The sequence below is a fragment of the Vibrio sp. 10N.286.51.E5 genome, from assembly GCF_041469125.1.
Classification (GTDB): Bacteria; Pseudomonadota; Gammaproteobacteria; order Enterobacterales; family Vibrionaceae; genus Vibrio; species Vibrio crassostreae_C.
This window is the reverse complement of record NZ_JBFRJZ010000045.1, coordinates 105,644-121,398: the sequence shown is the minus strand read 5'-3', so window position 1 is coordinate 121,398 and position 15,755 is coordinate 105,644. Positions and strand designations below refer to the sequence as shown.

The following is a 15,755-nucleotide window of genomic DNA, read 5'->3' as shown; positions in this document are numbered from 1 at the left end:
AATTATGGATTACCGACATATTCTGGTCGCACTTGAACTGTCTGACGACACCAAGATTCTCATTGATAGAGCGACCTTCTTCGCTGATAAACTGGAGGCTGGCATTTCATTTGTTTATATCGATGGTACGCATGGAGAAATTTATCCAGAGCTCGTTGATATTCAGGGAAATGACGGTGATTTACCCATCAATGAAGATGCCGTTAAGCATTTGAAAGAGTTTGAAGCCTACGCCAAGCACCCAATCAAGCACATTTTCGTGGGAACGGGTGATTTGAACGATAAGCTCAAAAATGCCATCGAAGCCAACGGCGTTGACCTATTGCTATGCGGCCATCACCATGATTTTTGGCATAAGCTCATCTCCCATTCTAAACAGATCATCGATACTTCCCCTATCGATATTCTCGTTGTTCCAATGGAATAGAAGCTCCAGTTCGACACTCAAAAATAACCGGCATTGCCAACCTCTATCGGTATTATTGGTTGGCTTGATATCCTCTTCAACACACTCATCCTGATCGAAATCTCCTATTTCCCACTTAGAGTAGTCATTTGTGATCTTGTCAGCCTATCAACTCGTAAGCGTCTAATAATTAACAAATCACGTCATTTCGATTTGAATCAACGTACTGAAATGTACGACCCAGACCATGCCTTCATCAATCAATGGACAGGCGGTAACGCAGTCACAACAAGCCTCACAAACCAGGACGCATTATGAAATTTAAAACGGTACGACTTGTATTAGGTGACCAACTCAACATTGAGCATTCATGGTTTAGACAGGTTAACGATGACGTTATTTACATCATTGCTGAGCTAAAACAAGAAACAGATTATGTTGCCTCTCACGTTCAAAAAGTGGCCGCGTTTTTCTGTGCGATGGGTTACTTCGCTAACGAACTCAAAGAACAAGGTCATCAAGTACTGCACCTTACTCTTGACGACACAACGCAATTTGAAAACCTAGACACACTTCTAAAGCACTATGTACACGAATTCGGCGCAGAGAAATTCGAATATCAAAGGCCAGATGAATATCGCCTTTTAGAGCAGATGAACAAGCTCAAGCTCACCAATGCGACCAAAGGTTGTTGTGATACAGAACACTTCCTCTTTCCATTCGAAGAGATCGAACAACAGTTTCCGAAAGACAAACACATCATGATGGAGCACTTCTATCGCCGAATGAGAAAGCGTTTCGACATTTTGTTAGAAGACGGAAAGCCCGTTGGCGGCAAATGGAATTACGACGCGAACAATCGAAAGAAACTCAAGAAACAAGACATCGAAAACCTGCCTCAGCCGCTAATGTTTACCAATGACATAACCGACATTTTGCAGCGTATCGAGCACCACCAAGTGCAAACTATTGGTCAAGTAGGTAACCAGTTACTATGGCCGGTGAACCGCGCACAAAGCTTGTCTCTACTCGCTCATTTCTGCCAAGTCTGCTTGCCGTTATTTGGGCAGTTTCAAGATGCGATGACGACAGAGCACGACTCTAAATGGAGCTTGTATCATAGCCGTATATCGTTCTCGTTGAACAGTAAACTGCTGAGCCCTAAAGAAGTGATTGATGCAGCACTGTCGGCCTACCAAGCATCCTGTCTTCGAGACAGCTCACCAGATAAGCCAAGCATCGATATTGCACAGGTCGAAGGATTTGTACGCCAAATACTGGGGTGGCGAGAGTACATACGCGCCGTCTATTGGGCAAACATGCCTGCTTACGCCAACAAAAACCATTACTCAGCACATAATAACCTGCCCCATTACTTTTGGGACGGACAAACCAAGATGAACTGCATGAAGCATGCGATTGACCAGTCTCTTGAGTTTGCTTACGCGCACCACATCCAAAGGTTAATGATCACTGGCAACTTCTGTTTAATCACGGGTATAGACCCTGACCAAGTCGATAGTTGGTACCTCGGTATTTACGTCGACGCGATTGAGTGGGTTGAAATGCCAAATACGCGAGGTATGGCACTGTTTGCGGATGGCGGGATCGTAGGAACCAAACCATACTCTGCCAGCGGTTCCTATATCAACCGCATGAGTGACTACTGCAAAGGCTGTCACTACAAGATAAAAGAACGCAGCGGCGAGCAATCTTGCCCTTTCAATAGCTTGTATTGGCGCTTTATGGACCAGCACCGCGATGCGTTAAACCGCAACCCACGTATGGGCATGTTATATCGCTCTTGGGACAACATGGATGAGCAATCACAACAAGCGATTCTCGATACTGCTGAACAACGAATCACAAACTTGGAGAACTTATAATGGTGGAGCAACTCAGATTACACATATTGGTGGTCGGTGGGAGCGGCGGTATTGGTTTCGCTGTGGTTAAACACCTATTATCTGAGCTCTCTCGGTTTGATTTTCTTGATGTGCATGTAGACGCGACTTACCACTCTCAACAGCCGGAACTAGAAAACAATCGCTTGAGCTGGCACAAAGTCGACGCCACCGACGAAGCTGATATTAAGCGCTTGAGTTCTGAGTTTGAACAACTTGATTGGCTGATCAACTGCGTGGGTATGCTCCACACTCCAGATCTTGGACCGGAAAAGAACTTGTCGTCCATCGACCCTGAGTTTTTCCTCAAAAACATCTCTGTGAATACCCTGCCCAGCTTGTTATTAGCAAAACACTTCACGCCGATACTTAAAGCGAGCGACAATCCAAAGTTTGCTGTGGTATCCGCAAAGGTTGGCAGTATTTCAGACAACAGATTAGGCGGTTGGTATAGCTACCGCTCATCGAAAGCAGCCCTAAATATGTTCATCAAAACCATGTCGATCGAATGGCAACGCACCATTAAGAAAGGCACCGTGTTGGCTCTGCACCCGGGCACGACAGACACAGCTCTGTCGAAGCCTTTTCAGACCAATGTCCCTGAAGGTAAGTTGTTTGAGTCAAGCTATGTCGCCCATCAGTTGGTCGATATTATTCGCACTGCCACACCGGATAACAGTGGGCACTTCTACGCTTACGATGGTGAACAGTTAAATTGGTAGTTGATACGAGTGTTCGTCTTTCATTAGTGCTAAAAAAGAAAACCCAACAGAGTTGAAGCTCCATTGGGTTTTTATTTAGAAAGAACGCCTCTGTTTTAAAAGGCGTTTGGTTGATATCTAGCTAAAGATCAAAACTGATCATCACGATTATTCAGCCCAATTGAACTTAGTATCGTCAACACCTTCTTTCTCTTCTTTAGCTCGCTCGCGTCGATGTTGTTCTTCAATTCGCGCAGCGTCTATCTCTTGCATGATGGCTTCGATATCAGCCAAGTCGTCGGTTTCCGTAAACTCACCCGTCAGTTTGCTGTCTGGCTTCAAGTCGCCTTTCTCGTACAGCGCCCACATTTCCTTGGCATACTCGGTTTTTGCCAGTTCAGGAGCAAACTGAGCGTAATAGTCACGGATGTTATTGATGTCACGAGCCAGCATCCACTCAGCGTTGTTGTTAGCCGAAGCGTCAACCGCTTGTGGTAGGTCGATAATTACTGGACCGTACTCATCCACCAATACGTTGAACTCAGACAAGTCACCATGGATCAAACCAACACACAGCATTTTAACTACGTAAGTCATCATCACGGCGTGGTCTTCGATCGCTTGCTCTGCTGACATCACCACATCGTTCAAACGTGGTGCAACGTAACCCTCATCGTCAGTGACCAGCTCCATAAGCAGTACGCCATCAAAGCAACCATAAGGGACAGGCACACGAACACCCGCTTCTGCCAGTTTATATAAGGCATCCACTTCAGCACTTTGCCAAACCTTTTCTTGTTGTTCACGACCAAAGCCAGAGCCTTTTTCCATCGCTCGAGCGCGGCGGCTATTTCGGACTTTTCGGCCTTCACGATACGCGGTCGCTTTTTTGAAGCTGCGTTGGCTTATTTCCTTATATACCTTGGCACAACGGATCGTATCGCCGCAGCGCACAATGTACACCGATGCTTCTTTGCCACTCATGAGTTGGCTTGTCACCTCGTCGACTAAACCGTCGTCAACTAAAGGCTGTATTCTTTTAGGTATCTTCATGCCGCCTTTATACATCACTTATCTTACAGATAGAAATATTAACTTGAGAAATGAATGACGAAACGATTAAAGGATCATCAAAATTACGACAAAGGAAGGAAATATTGGAGTTAACGGGTTTAGATCATGAGGATTGACCTGATCTATTCAGATTATGGGACTAAGACTTATTACGACGACAACGTTCAGAACAGTAGATCACGTCATCCCAACAGCGCTGCCATTTTTTACGCCATGCGAAAGGCTTTTGGCAAGCAGGACATATCTTAGTCGGTAAATGGGGTTTCTTGTGCATGGCCGTTCCCTTCTTGAAGCATCCACTTCCTGCGTTTACTAGAGATTCCCTATTACGCTCGTACCTCGCTTTAGAGAATGACGAAGGCAATACGAACAAAGCCTAGTTCTCTATGACGTTCGTTCCTGACTTTAAGGAGTGACTGCGTAGTGATTTGTGACTACTCCCGACTCCGTCATCCTCGAGAAGGAGGAACGACTGAGTCGGGGATCTGCTTCATCTAGCTCTGTTTCTATTTCTGCGCAGATAAATTTAGCAAGAACCAAAGTAACAACCTAAGCGACAACCTTGTACTGCTTCTCCATCTCACTCACACCTAAGCCAGAGTGTTTTGTCACTTTAAGCTGAACGGGCACTCGCTCTTTCAGTGCTTCAACGTGGCTAATGACACCGATCATCTTGCCTGATGCATTCAAGTTATCTAACGCGTTAAGGGCAATGTCCAATGTGTCACTATCCAACGTGCCGAAACCTTCATCTAAGAACAGAGAATCAATACTGGTTTTGTAGCTCACAAGATCAGATAGCGCTAATGCCAACGCCAAGCTCACCAAGAAGCTTTCGCCACCTGATAAAGTCTTTGTATCACGCATCACATCGCCCTGCCATGTGTCGAGCACTTGCAGTTCTAAACCATCGTCGGCTTTACGTTTAAGCTCGTAACGACCATGCAAACGTTGTAGCTGCTTGTTCGCAAGGTACACCAAGTTTTCCAATGTTAAACCTTGGGCAAACTTACGGAACTTGTCGCCGTTCTTAGAGCCAATAAGTGAGTTCAAACGAGAGATATCATCAAACTCGACTTGTTGCTCATCAATTTGCTTAAACAGATCTTGCTGATTACTGCGGTTCTGGCTATCCGTTTCAAGATTGGCAGAAATTGCGCCGATCTTGGTTGCATGGCTTTGTTGTGCGTTTTGACACTCAGTCGTCGCTTCTTCAACTTGCTGTTGGTTTTGCTCTTGCCATGCTTTCGCATTTTCGTGATTTAGTAGATCCACTTGTGTCGCTTTGGCGGCGTTCAACCTAGCTTGCGCACTGACAATCGCTTCGTCTAAAGACTTCTTCAGGCTTTGAAGTTGAGTTCTAACCTCTTCATCTAACAACGCTGCTTCAAAATTAGCCTCATCTTCGAACGGGCTAGTTTTCAGCGCTTCTAACCAAGCATTCGACGCTTGTGTGTAGCTCGATTGCTTACTGACTAACTCGTCCGAGAAACCAGTGTGTTTGGTTTGCTCGGTTCGATGTTCAAGTTCGCTGCGGTTAAGCACTAACTGCGCGGCATCAAATGCATTTACTGCTTCAGTGACTCTTTGCTTCATCGCATTGCTGGTGGCTTGAATGTCTTTGTCACCAAACAACTCTGTTCTTTCAGCCGTTACACGAGTGAGTTCTGACACTAAAGACTCACTCTGTTGCGTCAGTGTCGCGAGCTCTTTCTCAACACTGCTTAGCTTGTCGTCTAACGTTTTCAATTCGGCATTTTGAGTAATCAGTTGCTTCTCAATATCGGCCTGTTGCTGTTTGGTTTGCTGCCATGTGCTTGATGCTTGCGATTTCGCAGTAAACCAATCATCGATATGCTCAAGTTCAGGTGCTTCGATAGAAGTTTGAACAATGCTCTCTTTCAAAGCGTTCCATTGCTGGCCTTTCGCTTGAGCTATTTGAGTCACTTGCTCGTTTGCGACTTGGTTTTGCTTATTCAAATCAGCTAAGCGTTGCTCGGCCAACTCGAGATTAGACTGCGCCTTGTCAGCCATAACACTTACAGACAGGCGTTGTTTCTCAGCTTCAGCGTAATGCGCTTTAGCATCACCCAACGCTTTGAGTTGCTGCGCGCTCTGACTTAGTTGAAGTTCACACTGCTGAGCAAAGGTCGCGACTGTAGCTTCATTGCCTAAATCGTTAATCGTTAGCAGTGCCAGTTCAGGAGCCGTGCCAACGAAATCCGATAAGCTCTGTTGAAGCTTGCCGACAACGCCTTGCCAATTCAGCTGAGCTTGTTGAATATCCGCTTGCGCACGTTGAATGTCATCGTTAAGCGCCACAATCACAAGGGTAAGAGAATCTAACTGCTGACGATGCTCTTGGCCTTCTTTCTGAATCGCTGCTAATTCTTGTTCCTCAAGCTCTTTCTGGGCATTCAAATCCTTCGAACTTTGTGATTGTTCGATCGCATGGTCTGTTGAACCACACAATGGACAATCCATACCTGGCTTCAATGACGCTCGGTATTTCGCAAGGTCACCTTCTTGATCAATTAAGCGAACTAAACGTTCAAGTGAGGTCTTTTTTTCTTGGTATCGCAGAAGCAACACTTCACGCTCTTTCGAAAGCTTGTCGACCAACTGGGTGTTGGTTTGATGTGCCTGTGTTTTTGCGTGCAGCTGTTGTTGGGCATTTAGGAAACAACGATTGATCTCGAGTAATGAGTGCGTATTGCGATTCCAAAACTCCAACAGATCTTTTTGCGAATTCAACACTTGCTCGCTAGTGTTGCCTTGCAAGGCTTCCCACTGTTGCTTTGCACTACTTTCTAGCACAACCAATTCAGCTAAAGTTTTATCTTGCGTTGCTTTAGCATCTTGCGCGGATTTGATGATCGTTTGCTGTGCATCAACTGCAGACAAAGCTTGCTTCGCTGAATTCAACTGCTCTGAATGCTGGCGCTCTAGAGTACGAACTTGCTCGACCTTTGCTTGCCACTGACCTAGGTATTTTTCCAGATGTTGGTCAGCTTGATGCGTATTTAGGTACTCAGTGCTGAGTTTATCTTGTTGCTTCAGTGCATCTGTTTTTTGGACTAAAACAATCTGTTGATTACGCTGCTGCGTATGTTGCTCGTTAAGCGTATTCGCTGCACTAACGGCCGCAGTTTGCTTATCTTTGAGTACGGCAATTTGGTTATCTAACGGGCGAACCTGCTCGATGATCTTCTCTTGATCCTGCTGTTCGGCTTTTACCTGTTCGACAATCGCACTGCTTTGAGTCAGTTTAGTTTGCGCGTCTTGCATTTCTGCATCACGAACGGCAAGTAACTTGGTGCTGTTATCTAGGTGAGCTTGAGTAGTGTTCACCTCTTGTTCGCAACGCTTTAAATCTTTGTGTACTGGACGCAGCTTTTCAGCCGGCTCACTGTTTGCCAAGCGCTCTAGTGACGGTTGGTTACGGTCTAGTTCATCTTGAGCGGTTTTCAGATCGAGCTCACTGGCCGCAATAGTTTGCTCAGCTTTGGTCACGTCTTTCCACCAGCTAAGATGCACTTGCCACTCTTTTAATTGCTCGGCTAAACGCTTCTGCTCTACTTCTAGCGTTTCACGCTCTGCGGTCAGCTCTTTGATTTGCTCTTCAGACAGTAAGCTCACACCTTCAGCTTTCGCTTTAAGTTGATTAAGCGACTCTTCACTCGACTTAAAATGATCGTAGATACGCTCTGAAATCAGGCTATAAACTTCTGTTCCCGTCAGCTCTTCAAGTAGCTCTGCACGGTCGTTAGCATTGGCATTTAAGAACGCCGCAAACTCACCCTGAGACAACATGATGGATTTAGTGAAGCGTGAAAAATCGAGACCTGTTACCTGCTCCACCAACTTGGTTTTCTTGGTCAGCATCGTCTCTAAGACTTTGTCTGTGTCAGCATCGGCAAATTCACACGTTGGCGTTTGTAATGCGCCATCTTGTTTTCCACGCGCTCGCTTTTGATGGAAGTTAGAACGGTACGTTTTGCCCTGCACTTCAAATTCCAGTTCAGCAAAACACTCACCCGTGCCACGTGTCATTAATTCATTGTTGCCTTTGGCAATGCTCTTCAAACGCGGTGTGCGGTGGAACAATGCCAAACAAATCGCATCAAGAATGGTGGTTTTACCCGCCCCTGTTGGGCCAGTAATCGCAAACAGACCATTTTCTGCAAACGGTGATTGGGTGAAATCGAGCTTCCAACGTCCTTTCAAAGAGTTCAGGTTTTCAAATTCTAGGCTTAAAATCTTCATACTGGTTACTCTTCTACTTTGTTTGGCGCTTGAGCGCTCTCAGACACTTCAACCATCACTTGTTTAAACTTCACCGTCATGCGCTCTAAACGCGCTTTTTCAGAATCCGTTTCAAACTCTTCTAAGGCAATACGCTTGCTAAACACGTCCATCGGGCTCAGTTCAGATAAGGTTTCTGCCGACTCTTGCTCTAATGCTTGATTACGACGCTCTCTTGCACGGCGCAGTTGAAGTACTTCTACGTTCAAGCCTTCGGTCAATGCACGCATACGTTCTTGGAGATCTGAAAGGTAATCTTGCGCTTGCACTTCGATCGATAACCACACGCTTTGTTCGCTATCTAAACCTATGTATTGGTTCAGCTGAGATTCGATCTCGCTCAAGTCGCCTTTGATTTCAGCTAGAGGTTGGAATGTGGGAACAGGCAATTGAGAAATGGTGCGCTCACCTTCAACAAACTCAACAACACACACTTGTTTCTGAGACTTAAGTTCATCAAAACTTAGTGGGATTGGAGAGCCTGAATAACGAATGTATTCACGCTTTGCCACCACTTGTGGGCGATGGATATGACCAAGTGCGATATAGTCTGCGTCTGGGAAGCCATCAGCGGCGAAACCATCAAGGTTGCCGACATAGATATCACGCACAGAATCCGATTGTTGGACACCCATCGCCGTTAAATGACCGGTAGCGATAATCGGCATGTGCTCGCTGTTTACAAACGTCGCGCGCTTAGCAACCGCCGCATCATAAACACTTTGATAATGCTGTTTGATTGCATCGCCGAGTTGCTTCTGACGCTCAACGCCAGTGACACCCGCCTGGCTCATCAACACATCGCGAGGGCGAATAAAAGGAATGGCACAAACCAGCGCTTCTACATCGCCGTTCTTGCCTTTTAGTTCGACAACCTGAGTCGCATGATCTTCATTGGTATTAGGAATCACGTCTGCGCCCATGTATTTGAGCAGCTGTTGTGTCTCTTTAAGCACAGAGACTGAATCGTGATTTCCACCTAATAACACCAATTGGCAACCGATCTTGTTCGAATCGACCACAAACTTGTTATACATCTCACGAGCGTAACTCGGCGGTGTACTGGTATCGAAAATGTCGCCAGCAACAATGATCGCGTCGATGTCGTGCTCTGTAACTTGCTCAAGTAACCATTGTAAAAACCGTTCATGTTCATTCTTACGGCTTTTATTGTAGAAGTTTTGGCCAAGGTGCCAATCGGACGTGTGAAGAATCTTCATTGCTGCTCACTGGAAGTCTGTAATACCTTTAATCTACCAAAATAGTCGAGATAATTCCCTTTTATAAGCTTGTGAAAACCAACTAATTTCAGGCTTTGGACCAACTCCGCCCATAGCGTGACCAATCGTTATTTTTGACATAAAAAAACCGCTCAACGTTAGAGCGGTTTTAGGTGTCCATAGCTTTAGCTTTAAGCTATTTCACAGAGGTCGTCAAAAATTGTACGAAGCGCCCAGAGTTACTGTGCTAAACGCTACATCACGGCTTGCCAGTCTATTACCATTCGGGCCGAAGAATTCGATATTTACTGCATCTGCTTGTGAGATTAAACGTAAGGTTAGGCTTTCTACTGGCGTGTATTCAACACCTATACCAAAATGGAAGCCTAATTACGCGCAGCTAGACAATCAAAGATATTGCAATAGATGCCATGATCACGCCAACGACAAATTCCAACACCTTCCACGCTCTCGGGTTCCTAAACATTGGAGCCAAGAAGCGAGCGCCATATCCAAGTGAAAAGAAGAACACGAATGACGCCGATACCGCCCCAGCGCCAAACAACATTTGATCCGGTTGATATTGAGTTGAGATAGACCCCAGCAATACCACAGTATCCAAATACACATGCGGGTTAAGCCAAGTGAACGCCAAACACATCGCAATCGCTTTGGTTAATGAGTCTTTAGTTTCTGCCGTGGCTTCTAAGGCGTGGTTTTCGGTAAATGCTGATCGGAAGCTTAAGAATGAATAGACACCCAAAAAGATAGCGCCACCATAACGGGCGAACTGCTCAATTTGTGGGAACTGTTTAACGATTGCGCCAAAGCCCGTCACGCCAAAGCTAATCAGTAAGGCGTCAGAAATGGCACATACAGCACAAACTGCCAATACGTGTTGGTTCTTAAGCCCTTGCTTTAAAACAAACGCATTTTGAGAGCCAATCGCAAGAATCAGCGAAAGGCCAAGGGAGAAACCTGCAAAGTAAGTCGACATCTAAGGTTAGCCTCTTAACGCAACTCAATACGCATAAACTGGCTGTGCGGATCCAACACATAATCAGCAAAGGGTTCACAGTATCCAAAGCCAAACTTTTCATACAGGTTACGCGCAGCCTTAAAGTAGTCTTCTGAGCCGGTCTCTAAACTGATTGTTTGATACTGGCGGGCGGTTGCTGTATCCAATACGTGCTGTAAAAGTTGGCTCGCAACACCTGACTTTCGAGCAAACTGTGAGGTCCTCATTGATTTGAGTTCAGCGTGTTGGGTATTCAGCTCTTTAATGGCGACACACCCAAGCAGTTGGCTGTCTTTCCAAGCACTGAAAAAGGTAATTTCTGGTGACTTGAGCCCATCTAGATCCAGTGCATGGACGCTTTCGGCTGGCGAAGTTGCGTACATATCAGCAAGATGCTCTTCAAGCAATTCAACGACTTCCCCACCCGACAAGTCATCCACCTTAATTTCTATTGAAGCACTGCTTTCCAATGCTGTTCTATTTTCCATTGAACCCTGTGCATTTATTGCTGATGTCATTGTTACAACTCTCCTTGTTTAGTTCGCTTATTTAGCTTGAGTGATTTGGTTTTTATCAACAGCCCACTTTCCTTAATTGTTTCCTTTTCAAGAACTCGGTTTGAATCAGTAAAATTACTGATTAATCATAAAATTATAAATGTCACACTGGGTTTACCTAGATACCATATTTTTCCTATCTCGTCTCGTGATAAAAGCGTTCCGCAAAGCCCGTATGGTCGCTGCATTGAGGGAGCAACACCTGTTTTAGTTAACGAATAAGTAGTCAGGGCAAAGTGAATAGCGATGACACGCGTACTGATGTTGTTGGCAGCTTAAACATCCCTTTAAACGGTCTCATTTAAAACGACCATAAGTTAGAAAATAAAACGCTTTCATTGATCGAATATTTGATTGCGATTTTCCAATTTCGGTATATGATGCGCCACCCTAATTTTTCAGCTTATGCTGCAGGCAAATATGTCCGCCAACGCACTCTATACCGACCTATCCGGTTACTATGATTTAATGTGTGTAGATATTGACTACCAAGCGCAAAGTAACTGCGTACGTAGACTCCATCAAATCTTTGGAAATGAAGGAAAAACACACCTCGACTTAGCTTGTGGCACTGGCCCACACGTTCGTCATTTTATTGATTTCGGTTACCAAAGCGGTGGCCTAGATCTTAACAAGCCGATGTTAGATATCGCAGAAGTTCGCTGCCCGGAAGCCAAGTTCTCAGTACAAAACATGAGTAACTTTGAGGTCACGGAACCACTCGATCTTATCACTTGCTTCCTGTATTCCATCCATTACAACGATGGCCTTGAGAAGCTTAAAGAGTGTATTGAAAGTGTGCATCGTGCGTTAAAGCCAGAAGGTATTTTCTGTTTTAACGTGGTTGATAAAGACAAGATCAGCAACGACCTGTTTGTTAGACACACAACAAACCAAGACAAAGACGATTTCACGTTCCGTTCTGGTTGGTATTACTCTGGTCAGGGTGATAAGCAAGCGCTAAAGCTTAGCATCGAAAAGACGACTGCTGGTGAAACTCAAATGTGGAATGATGAACACCCAATGGTGGCATTCTCGTTTAAAGAGTTAATCGAGATATTGAAGCCCTACTTCGAGGTTAATATCTTCGAGCACGATTACGACAAGCTGATTCCTTGGGATACTCAGTCCGGTAATGCGCTGATCACATGTGTCAAAATCTAGATTAATAGATAAACGGCAAATTAAACCAAATCTATAGATCAAAAAAGAACCCACACTCGCCATTCTCCTTTTAGAGCATCAGCCAGTGTGGGTTCTTTTGTATCAAGCTATCAGTTACTGAACTCTAAATTAGAAGTCCGCTGTCATACCTACGTAGTAAGTACGTGGCTCTTCAACATAGCCCATGCTCTCTAGCTCTTGTGATACAGCTTCGTCAGTTAAGTTCGTGATACCTGCACGTAGTCGTACTGAAGCATTCACGTTGTAGACAGCACCTAGGTTCAGCGTTGTGTAAGCGTCTTGAGTTAGATCGCTTTCGATCTGACGTTCACCACGGTAACGCGCACTCACGAAGGTACTTAGATCGTAAGTTGGGCTCCAGTTCAGTTTAACTAAACCCGAATGCTTGTAACGATCAAGTAATTCGTCACCAGTAGACTTATCTTCAGTGTCTAAGAATGTGTAATTACCAGACACACCCCATTCATCAGTAATTTGGAATTGGCCTGTAAGCTCAGCACCTTGAACTACAGCCTCTGATACGTTTGTATAAGTACGCTTACCATTCACATAGCCAGTTGAGCTTGAACTATCAGCGCAACCTTTACCCGATTCAAACACTCCGCCGTTCTCACAATAGGTTTCATCACGATCAATTAGGTCGTTGATTTCATTTCGGAATAAGGCACCTTCAACATTCCAACGAGGTTGGCTATAAATCGCAGCGATCTCATAGTTCAAGCTGGTTTCGGGCTTAAGATCTTCATTACCATGTAAATCACATACGCCTTTACAGCTATTAACTGTGTAGTCTGTCTGATTTTGAGTCAATGTTGGTGCTTTAAATGCTTTACCCACACCACCCTTGATGATCAGGTCATTCGTTGTTTGATGAACCAAGTACACACGTGGGCTGAACTCTTCACCGTACAGTTCATGCTTATCTAAACGACCACCAATGGTTGCCGTTAGTTGATCCGTCATTAACCATTGGTCTTGAACAAATAACGCACCTTGATAAGCTTCAGATGTACCATTGACTAAGTTTTCTTTGTTGGTTAATTCACTCAACTGGTAGTCCATACCAAACGTTACGGTGTGACTATCACCAAGATAAGTGGTCGCCGAAGCTTCAACAATTTGAGTCAGCTCTTCGATGTCACTGCTATAGTTAGTATCTGAGTCCGCAGCATCATTATCTGTCACATTTTCACGTGAATAACGTACTTGCGTGTCACCCCAGCTCCAAAAACCACTATGTGTGATCGCTTGGCTCTGACGTACAACACGTGTGTCAGACTCAATCACAGATGATACGTTTTCCGCAGATGACTCACGTTCGTCGTCACTGTAACCAAAATCGAAATCAATGGTTTGGTTGTCTGTTGCATTCCATGTCAGGCTCGCGAGTAAGCTTAATGTCTCTCTTTCTTCTAACGCAGTAATGTCTGAACGATCGTAACCAGAGCTATGCGTACCAGAATAGGGTTGCCAAGCATCACGGCTAGTTTGGTTAACAGATAGGCGAGCAAACAACTCGTCTTCAATCAACGCACCAGATGTCGTGAAGCCCATCGAATACTCTTCCCCTCCATCACCATCAAGTGGAGATGAAGTGTCCATGCTCAGTGTAGAGCTCCAATCGTTTTCTGGAGCCTTAGTGATGATGTTGATTGTACCGCCCATACCATCTGAACCGTAAAGTGCAGACATTGGGCCACGGATTATTTCAACACGTTCGATCGAATCAGCAGGAATCGTTGATAGGTCGAAGTCGTTACCACGGATGATGGCACTTGCAGAGCTAAGACGACGGCCATTCACCATGATTAGTGTGTAGTCTGAATCCATACCACGAATAGAGATCATCTGACGGCCAGCACGTGTGCTATCAAAATCAGACTCAACACTCGTTGATTCGGCAACGATGTCTGCCAAGGTAATACCAGGGCTGTCTTCAATGTCTTGCGCGGTGATAACCGACATCGAAGCTGGCGCTTGTTTTAGTGCCATCTCGGTACGAGTTGCCGTAACAACCATTTGCTCATCTGTTGCTTGCGCTTCTTCTTGCGCCAACACGTTAGCCGAAAATGAGGTACAAATAACAGCGACTGCGATCGAAAGGGGTTTACGAATCAAAAGGGGTTTGCGAATCAAAAGAGATCTCTCAGACATGATATTCATTCTTATATGTGATTAGTAATGATAATGGTTTGCATTAAACAACCGACTACCATTCTTATCAACGAAAGTTTCATACCAAAAATCGATTCTCGTTATTCACCATTCAAATAACGAAAGAGATCTATATTCAACTCGATAGGTATTCATAATTTTCATTCACCCTGCAGATGAATTATGTATAAAGTTCTTTGAATATGTTGCGAACCCAGCGACACATCGGGTCGTTATGAAAGCGCTTATGCCAATATAGATAGACGTCTTCTGATGGGTGGCGCAACGCTTTAGGCACGCGTTTACAAACAAGATCTCTTTGCTTAGCGGCTTGTTGAGCAAAAGGTGTCGGTAAATGAAAGATGATGTCGGTTGCTTCTGCCATATCCGGCGCGACGTTAAAATTGGAAAGCTGAATTGGAATGGACAGCTGGCGCTGCTTATCAATCAAGCCAAGATCTTTAAATCGACTTTCGATCGAGAGCTTCTTATCCCCTTGCAGTGAGATTTGACCAAGTTGGCTATTCAACAAGTCATCAACCGTGATCTCTTTGTCCGCCAAAGGATGTTTTTTACTCATCAGCAAACGGTAATCGCGGCTAATCACGAACATTCGATACAAATTTTGCTCTGAACTTAACGGCTCGTGGGTCGACAACACAAAGTGCGCATCACCGGATAACAGAGGCTCAAAGTGTCGTTTAGGAATCGAGTCGATATCAACAGTCATGTTTGGCGCTTGTTGACGTATCTCCGCAACTACCTTGGGCAGCAAGTGCGCGACATTAGGCACTAAACCAAAGAAGCGAACCGTACTGTCACTGCTTTGCGGCTCGAATACATCGCCATGTACCAGCTTTTCTAAACGTGTCAGTACCGAATTGAGATCTTGCTTTATGGCTTCTGCTTTTGGCGTTAACTCATAGCCATAAGCCGCTCGCACCAATAGATCATCATTGAAAACGGTACGCAGTTTTTGCAGAGATCGGCTCACCGTAGGTTGGCTCATATCCAGCGCCAATGCCGTGTTGGAAACGTGCTTCTCTTCAAGAAGGTGTTTAAGAATAACGAGTAGATTGAGGTCGACTTGAGCAAGATTCATTATGCAAATATTAACAATATATAAAATTCAATGTGCGCATAGTGCTATTTCTTAACATGTAATACAATTGATAATCACTCCTATTTTGATCTAGAGCAATATGCAGAGCAGAGTTTAAGGTTAAGTGGG

Annotated in this window: 12 protein-coding genes and 1 pseudogene; 4 read left to right on the top strand and 9 right to left on the bottom strand. The window is 44.9% G+C overall.

Features of this window, described 5'->3' with window-relative positions:
• Positions 1-4: 4 nt before the first annotated feature.
• The 3 genes from AB4161_RS16640 (at position 5) to AB4161_RS16630 (ending at position 3,032) form a co-directional block, all read left to right on the top strand.
• Positions 5-427 (top strand): universal stress protein, encoded by a 423-nt coding sequence (locus tag AB4161_RS16640; RefSeq protein ID WP_017063967.1) that lies wholly within the window; start codon positions 5-7, stop codon positions 425-427.
• A gap of 293 nt (positions 428-720) precedes the next feature.
• Entirely contained in the window at positions 721-2,292 is a 1,572-nt protein-coding gene (locus AB4161_RS16635; protein ID WP_017063969.1) for a cryptochrome/photolyase family protein, read from the top strand.
• Positions 2,292-3,032, top strand: coding sequence for an SDR family oxidoreductase (locus AB4161_RS16630; protein ID WP_065583629.1), 741 nt, complete (start codon positions 2,292-2,294; stop codon positions 3,030-3,032). Before AB4161_RS16635 ends, AB4161_RS16630 begins: the two co-directional genes overlap by 1 nt.
• Positions 3,033-3,179: 147 nt before the next feature.
• On the opposite strand, the gene AB4161_RS16625 is transcribed toward AB4161_RS16630, so the two are convergent.
• The 7 genes and pseudogenes from AB4161_RS16625 to AB4161_RS16595 all read right to left on the bottom strand — a co-directional run bounded on the left by AB4161_RS16625 (position 3,180) and on the right by AB4161_RS16595 (position 11,146).
• Positions 3,180-4,064, bottom strand: coding sequence for a PA4780 family RIO1-like protein kinase (locus AB4161_RS16625; RefSeq protein ID WP_029235559.1), 885 nt, complete (start codon positions 4,062-4,064; stop codon positions 3,180-3,182).
• 160 nt (positions 4,065-4,224) lie between these two features.
• Entirely contained in the window at positions 4,225-4,359 is a 135-nt protein-coding gene (locus AB4161_RS16620) for a DUF2256 domain-containing protein (RefSeq protein WP_372083666.1), read from the bottom strand.
• 275 nt (positions 4,360-4,634) lie between these two features.
• The gene (locus AB4161_RS16615) at positions 4,635-8,351 is read right to left on the bottom strand and encodes an AAA family ATPase (RefSeq protein WP_372083665.1); all 3,717 of its coding nucleotides are present in this window, start codon (positions 8,349-8,351) and stop codon (positions 4,635-4,637) included.
• Between the two features lie 5 nt (positions 8,352-8,356).
• Positions 8,357-9,610, bottom strand: coding sequence for an exonuclease subunit SbcD (sbcD, locus tag AB4161_RS16610; protein ID WP_017067000.1), 1,254 nt, complete (start codon positions 9,608-9,610; stop codon positions 8,357-8,359).
• Between the two features lie 213 nt (positions 9,611-9,823).
• A pseudogene (locus AB4161_RS16605) lies at positions 9,824-9,997 on the bottom strand (porin family protein); the annotation flags it as partial.
• Positions 9,998-10,010: 13 nt separating this feature from the next.
• Positions 10,011-10,607, bottom strand: a complete 597-nt coding sequence (locus AB4161_RS16600; RefSeq protein WP_372083664.1) for a LysE/ArgO family amino acid transporter — start codon at positions 10,605-10,607, stop codon at positions 10,011-10,013.
• Positions 10,608-10,621: 14 nt separating this feature from the next.
• Positions 10,622-11,146, bottom strand: coding sequence for a GNAT family N-acetyltransferase (locus AB4161_RS16595; RefSeq protein ID WP_372083663.1), 525 nt, complete (start codon positions 11,144-11,146; stop codon positions 10,622-10,624).
• A gap of 459 nt (positions 11,147-11,605) precedes the next feature.
• On the opposite strand from AB4161_RS16595, the gene AB4161_RS16590 reads away from it, so the two are divergent.
• Positions 11,606-12,349, top strand: coding sequence for a class I SAM-dependent methyltransferase (locus AB4161_RS16590; RefSeq protein WP_029235353.1), 744 nt, complete (start codon positions 11,606-11,608; stop codon positions 12,347-12,349).
• Between the two features lie 129 nt (positions 12,350-12,478).
• Here the strand turns inward: AB4161_RS16590 and AB4161_RS16585 are convergent, their stop codons facing one another.
• Positions 12,479-14,524: a TonB-dependent receptor domain-containing protein gene (locus AB4161_RS16585; protein WP_372083662.1), complete on the bottom strand. Its 2,046-nt coding sequence runs from the start codon at positions 14,522-14,524 to the stop codon at positions 12,479-12,481.
• A 181-nt stretch (positions 14,525-14,705) separates the two neighbouring features.
• On the bottom strand, positions 14,706-15,626 hold the full coding sequence (locus AB4161_RS16580) for a LysR family transcriptional regulator (RefSeq protein WP_372083661.1): 921 nt from the start codon (positions 15,624-15,626) through the stop codon (positions 14,706-14,708).
• Positions 15,627-15,755 lie beyond the last annotated feature (129 nt).

Coding starts and splice junctions, on each gene's coding strand:
- AB4161_RS16640 (WP_017063967.1), top strand. CDS start 5: ATGGATTACCGACATATTCTGGTCGCACTTGAACTGTCTGACGACACC.
- AB4161_RS16635 (WP_017063969.1), top strand. CDS start 721: ATGAAATTTAAAACGGTACGACTTGTATTAGGTGACCAACTCAACATT.
- AB4161_RS16630 (WP_065583629.1), top strand. CDS start 2,292: ATGGTGGAGCAACTCAGATTACACATATTGGTGGTCGGTGGGAGCGGC.
- AB4161_RS16625 (WP_029235559.1), bottom strand. CDS start 4,064: ATGAAGATACCTAAAAGAATACAGCCTTTAGTTGACGACGGTTTAGTC.
- AB4161_RS16620 (WP_372083666.1), bottom strand. CDS start 4,359: ATGCACAAGAAACCCCATTTACCGACTAAGATATGTCCTGCTTGCCAA.
- AB4161_RS16615 (WP_372083665.1), bottom strand. CDS start 8,351: ATGAAGATTTTAAGCCTAGAATTTGAAAACCTGAACTCTTTGAAAGGA.
- sbcD (WP_017067000.1), bottom strand. CDS start 9,610: ATGAAGATTCTTCACACGTCCGATTGGCACCTTGGCCAAAACTTCTAC.
- AB4161_RS16600 (WP_372083664.1), bottom strand. CDS start 10,607: ATGTCGACTTACTTTGCAGGTTTCTCCCTTGGCCTTTCGCTGATTCTT.
- AB4161_RS16595 (WP_372083663.1), bottom strand. CDS start 11,146: ATGACATCAGCAATAAATGCACAGGGTTCAATGGAAAATAGAACAGCA.
- AB4161_RS16590 (WP_029235353.1), top strand. CDS start 11,606: ATGTCCGCCAACGCACTCTATACCGACCTATCCGGTTACTATGATTTA.
- AB4161_RS16585 (WP_372083662.1), bottom strand. CDS start 14,524: ATGTCTGAGAGATCTCTTTTGATTCGCAAACCCCTTTTGATTCGTAAA.
- AB4161_RS16580 (WP_372083661.1), bottom strand. CDS start 15,626: ATGAATCTTGCTCAAGTCGACCTCAATCTACTCGTTATTCTTAAACAC.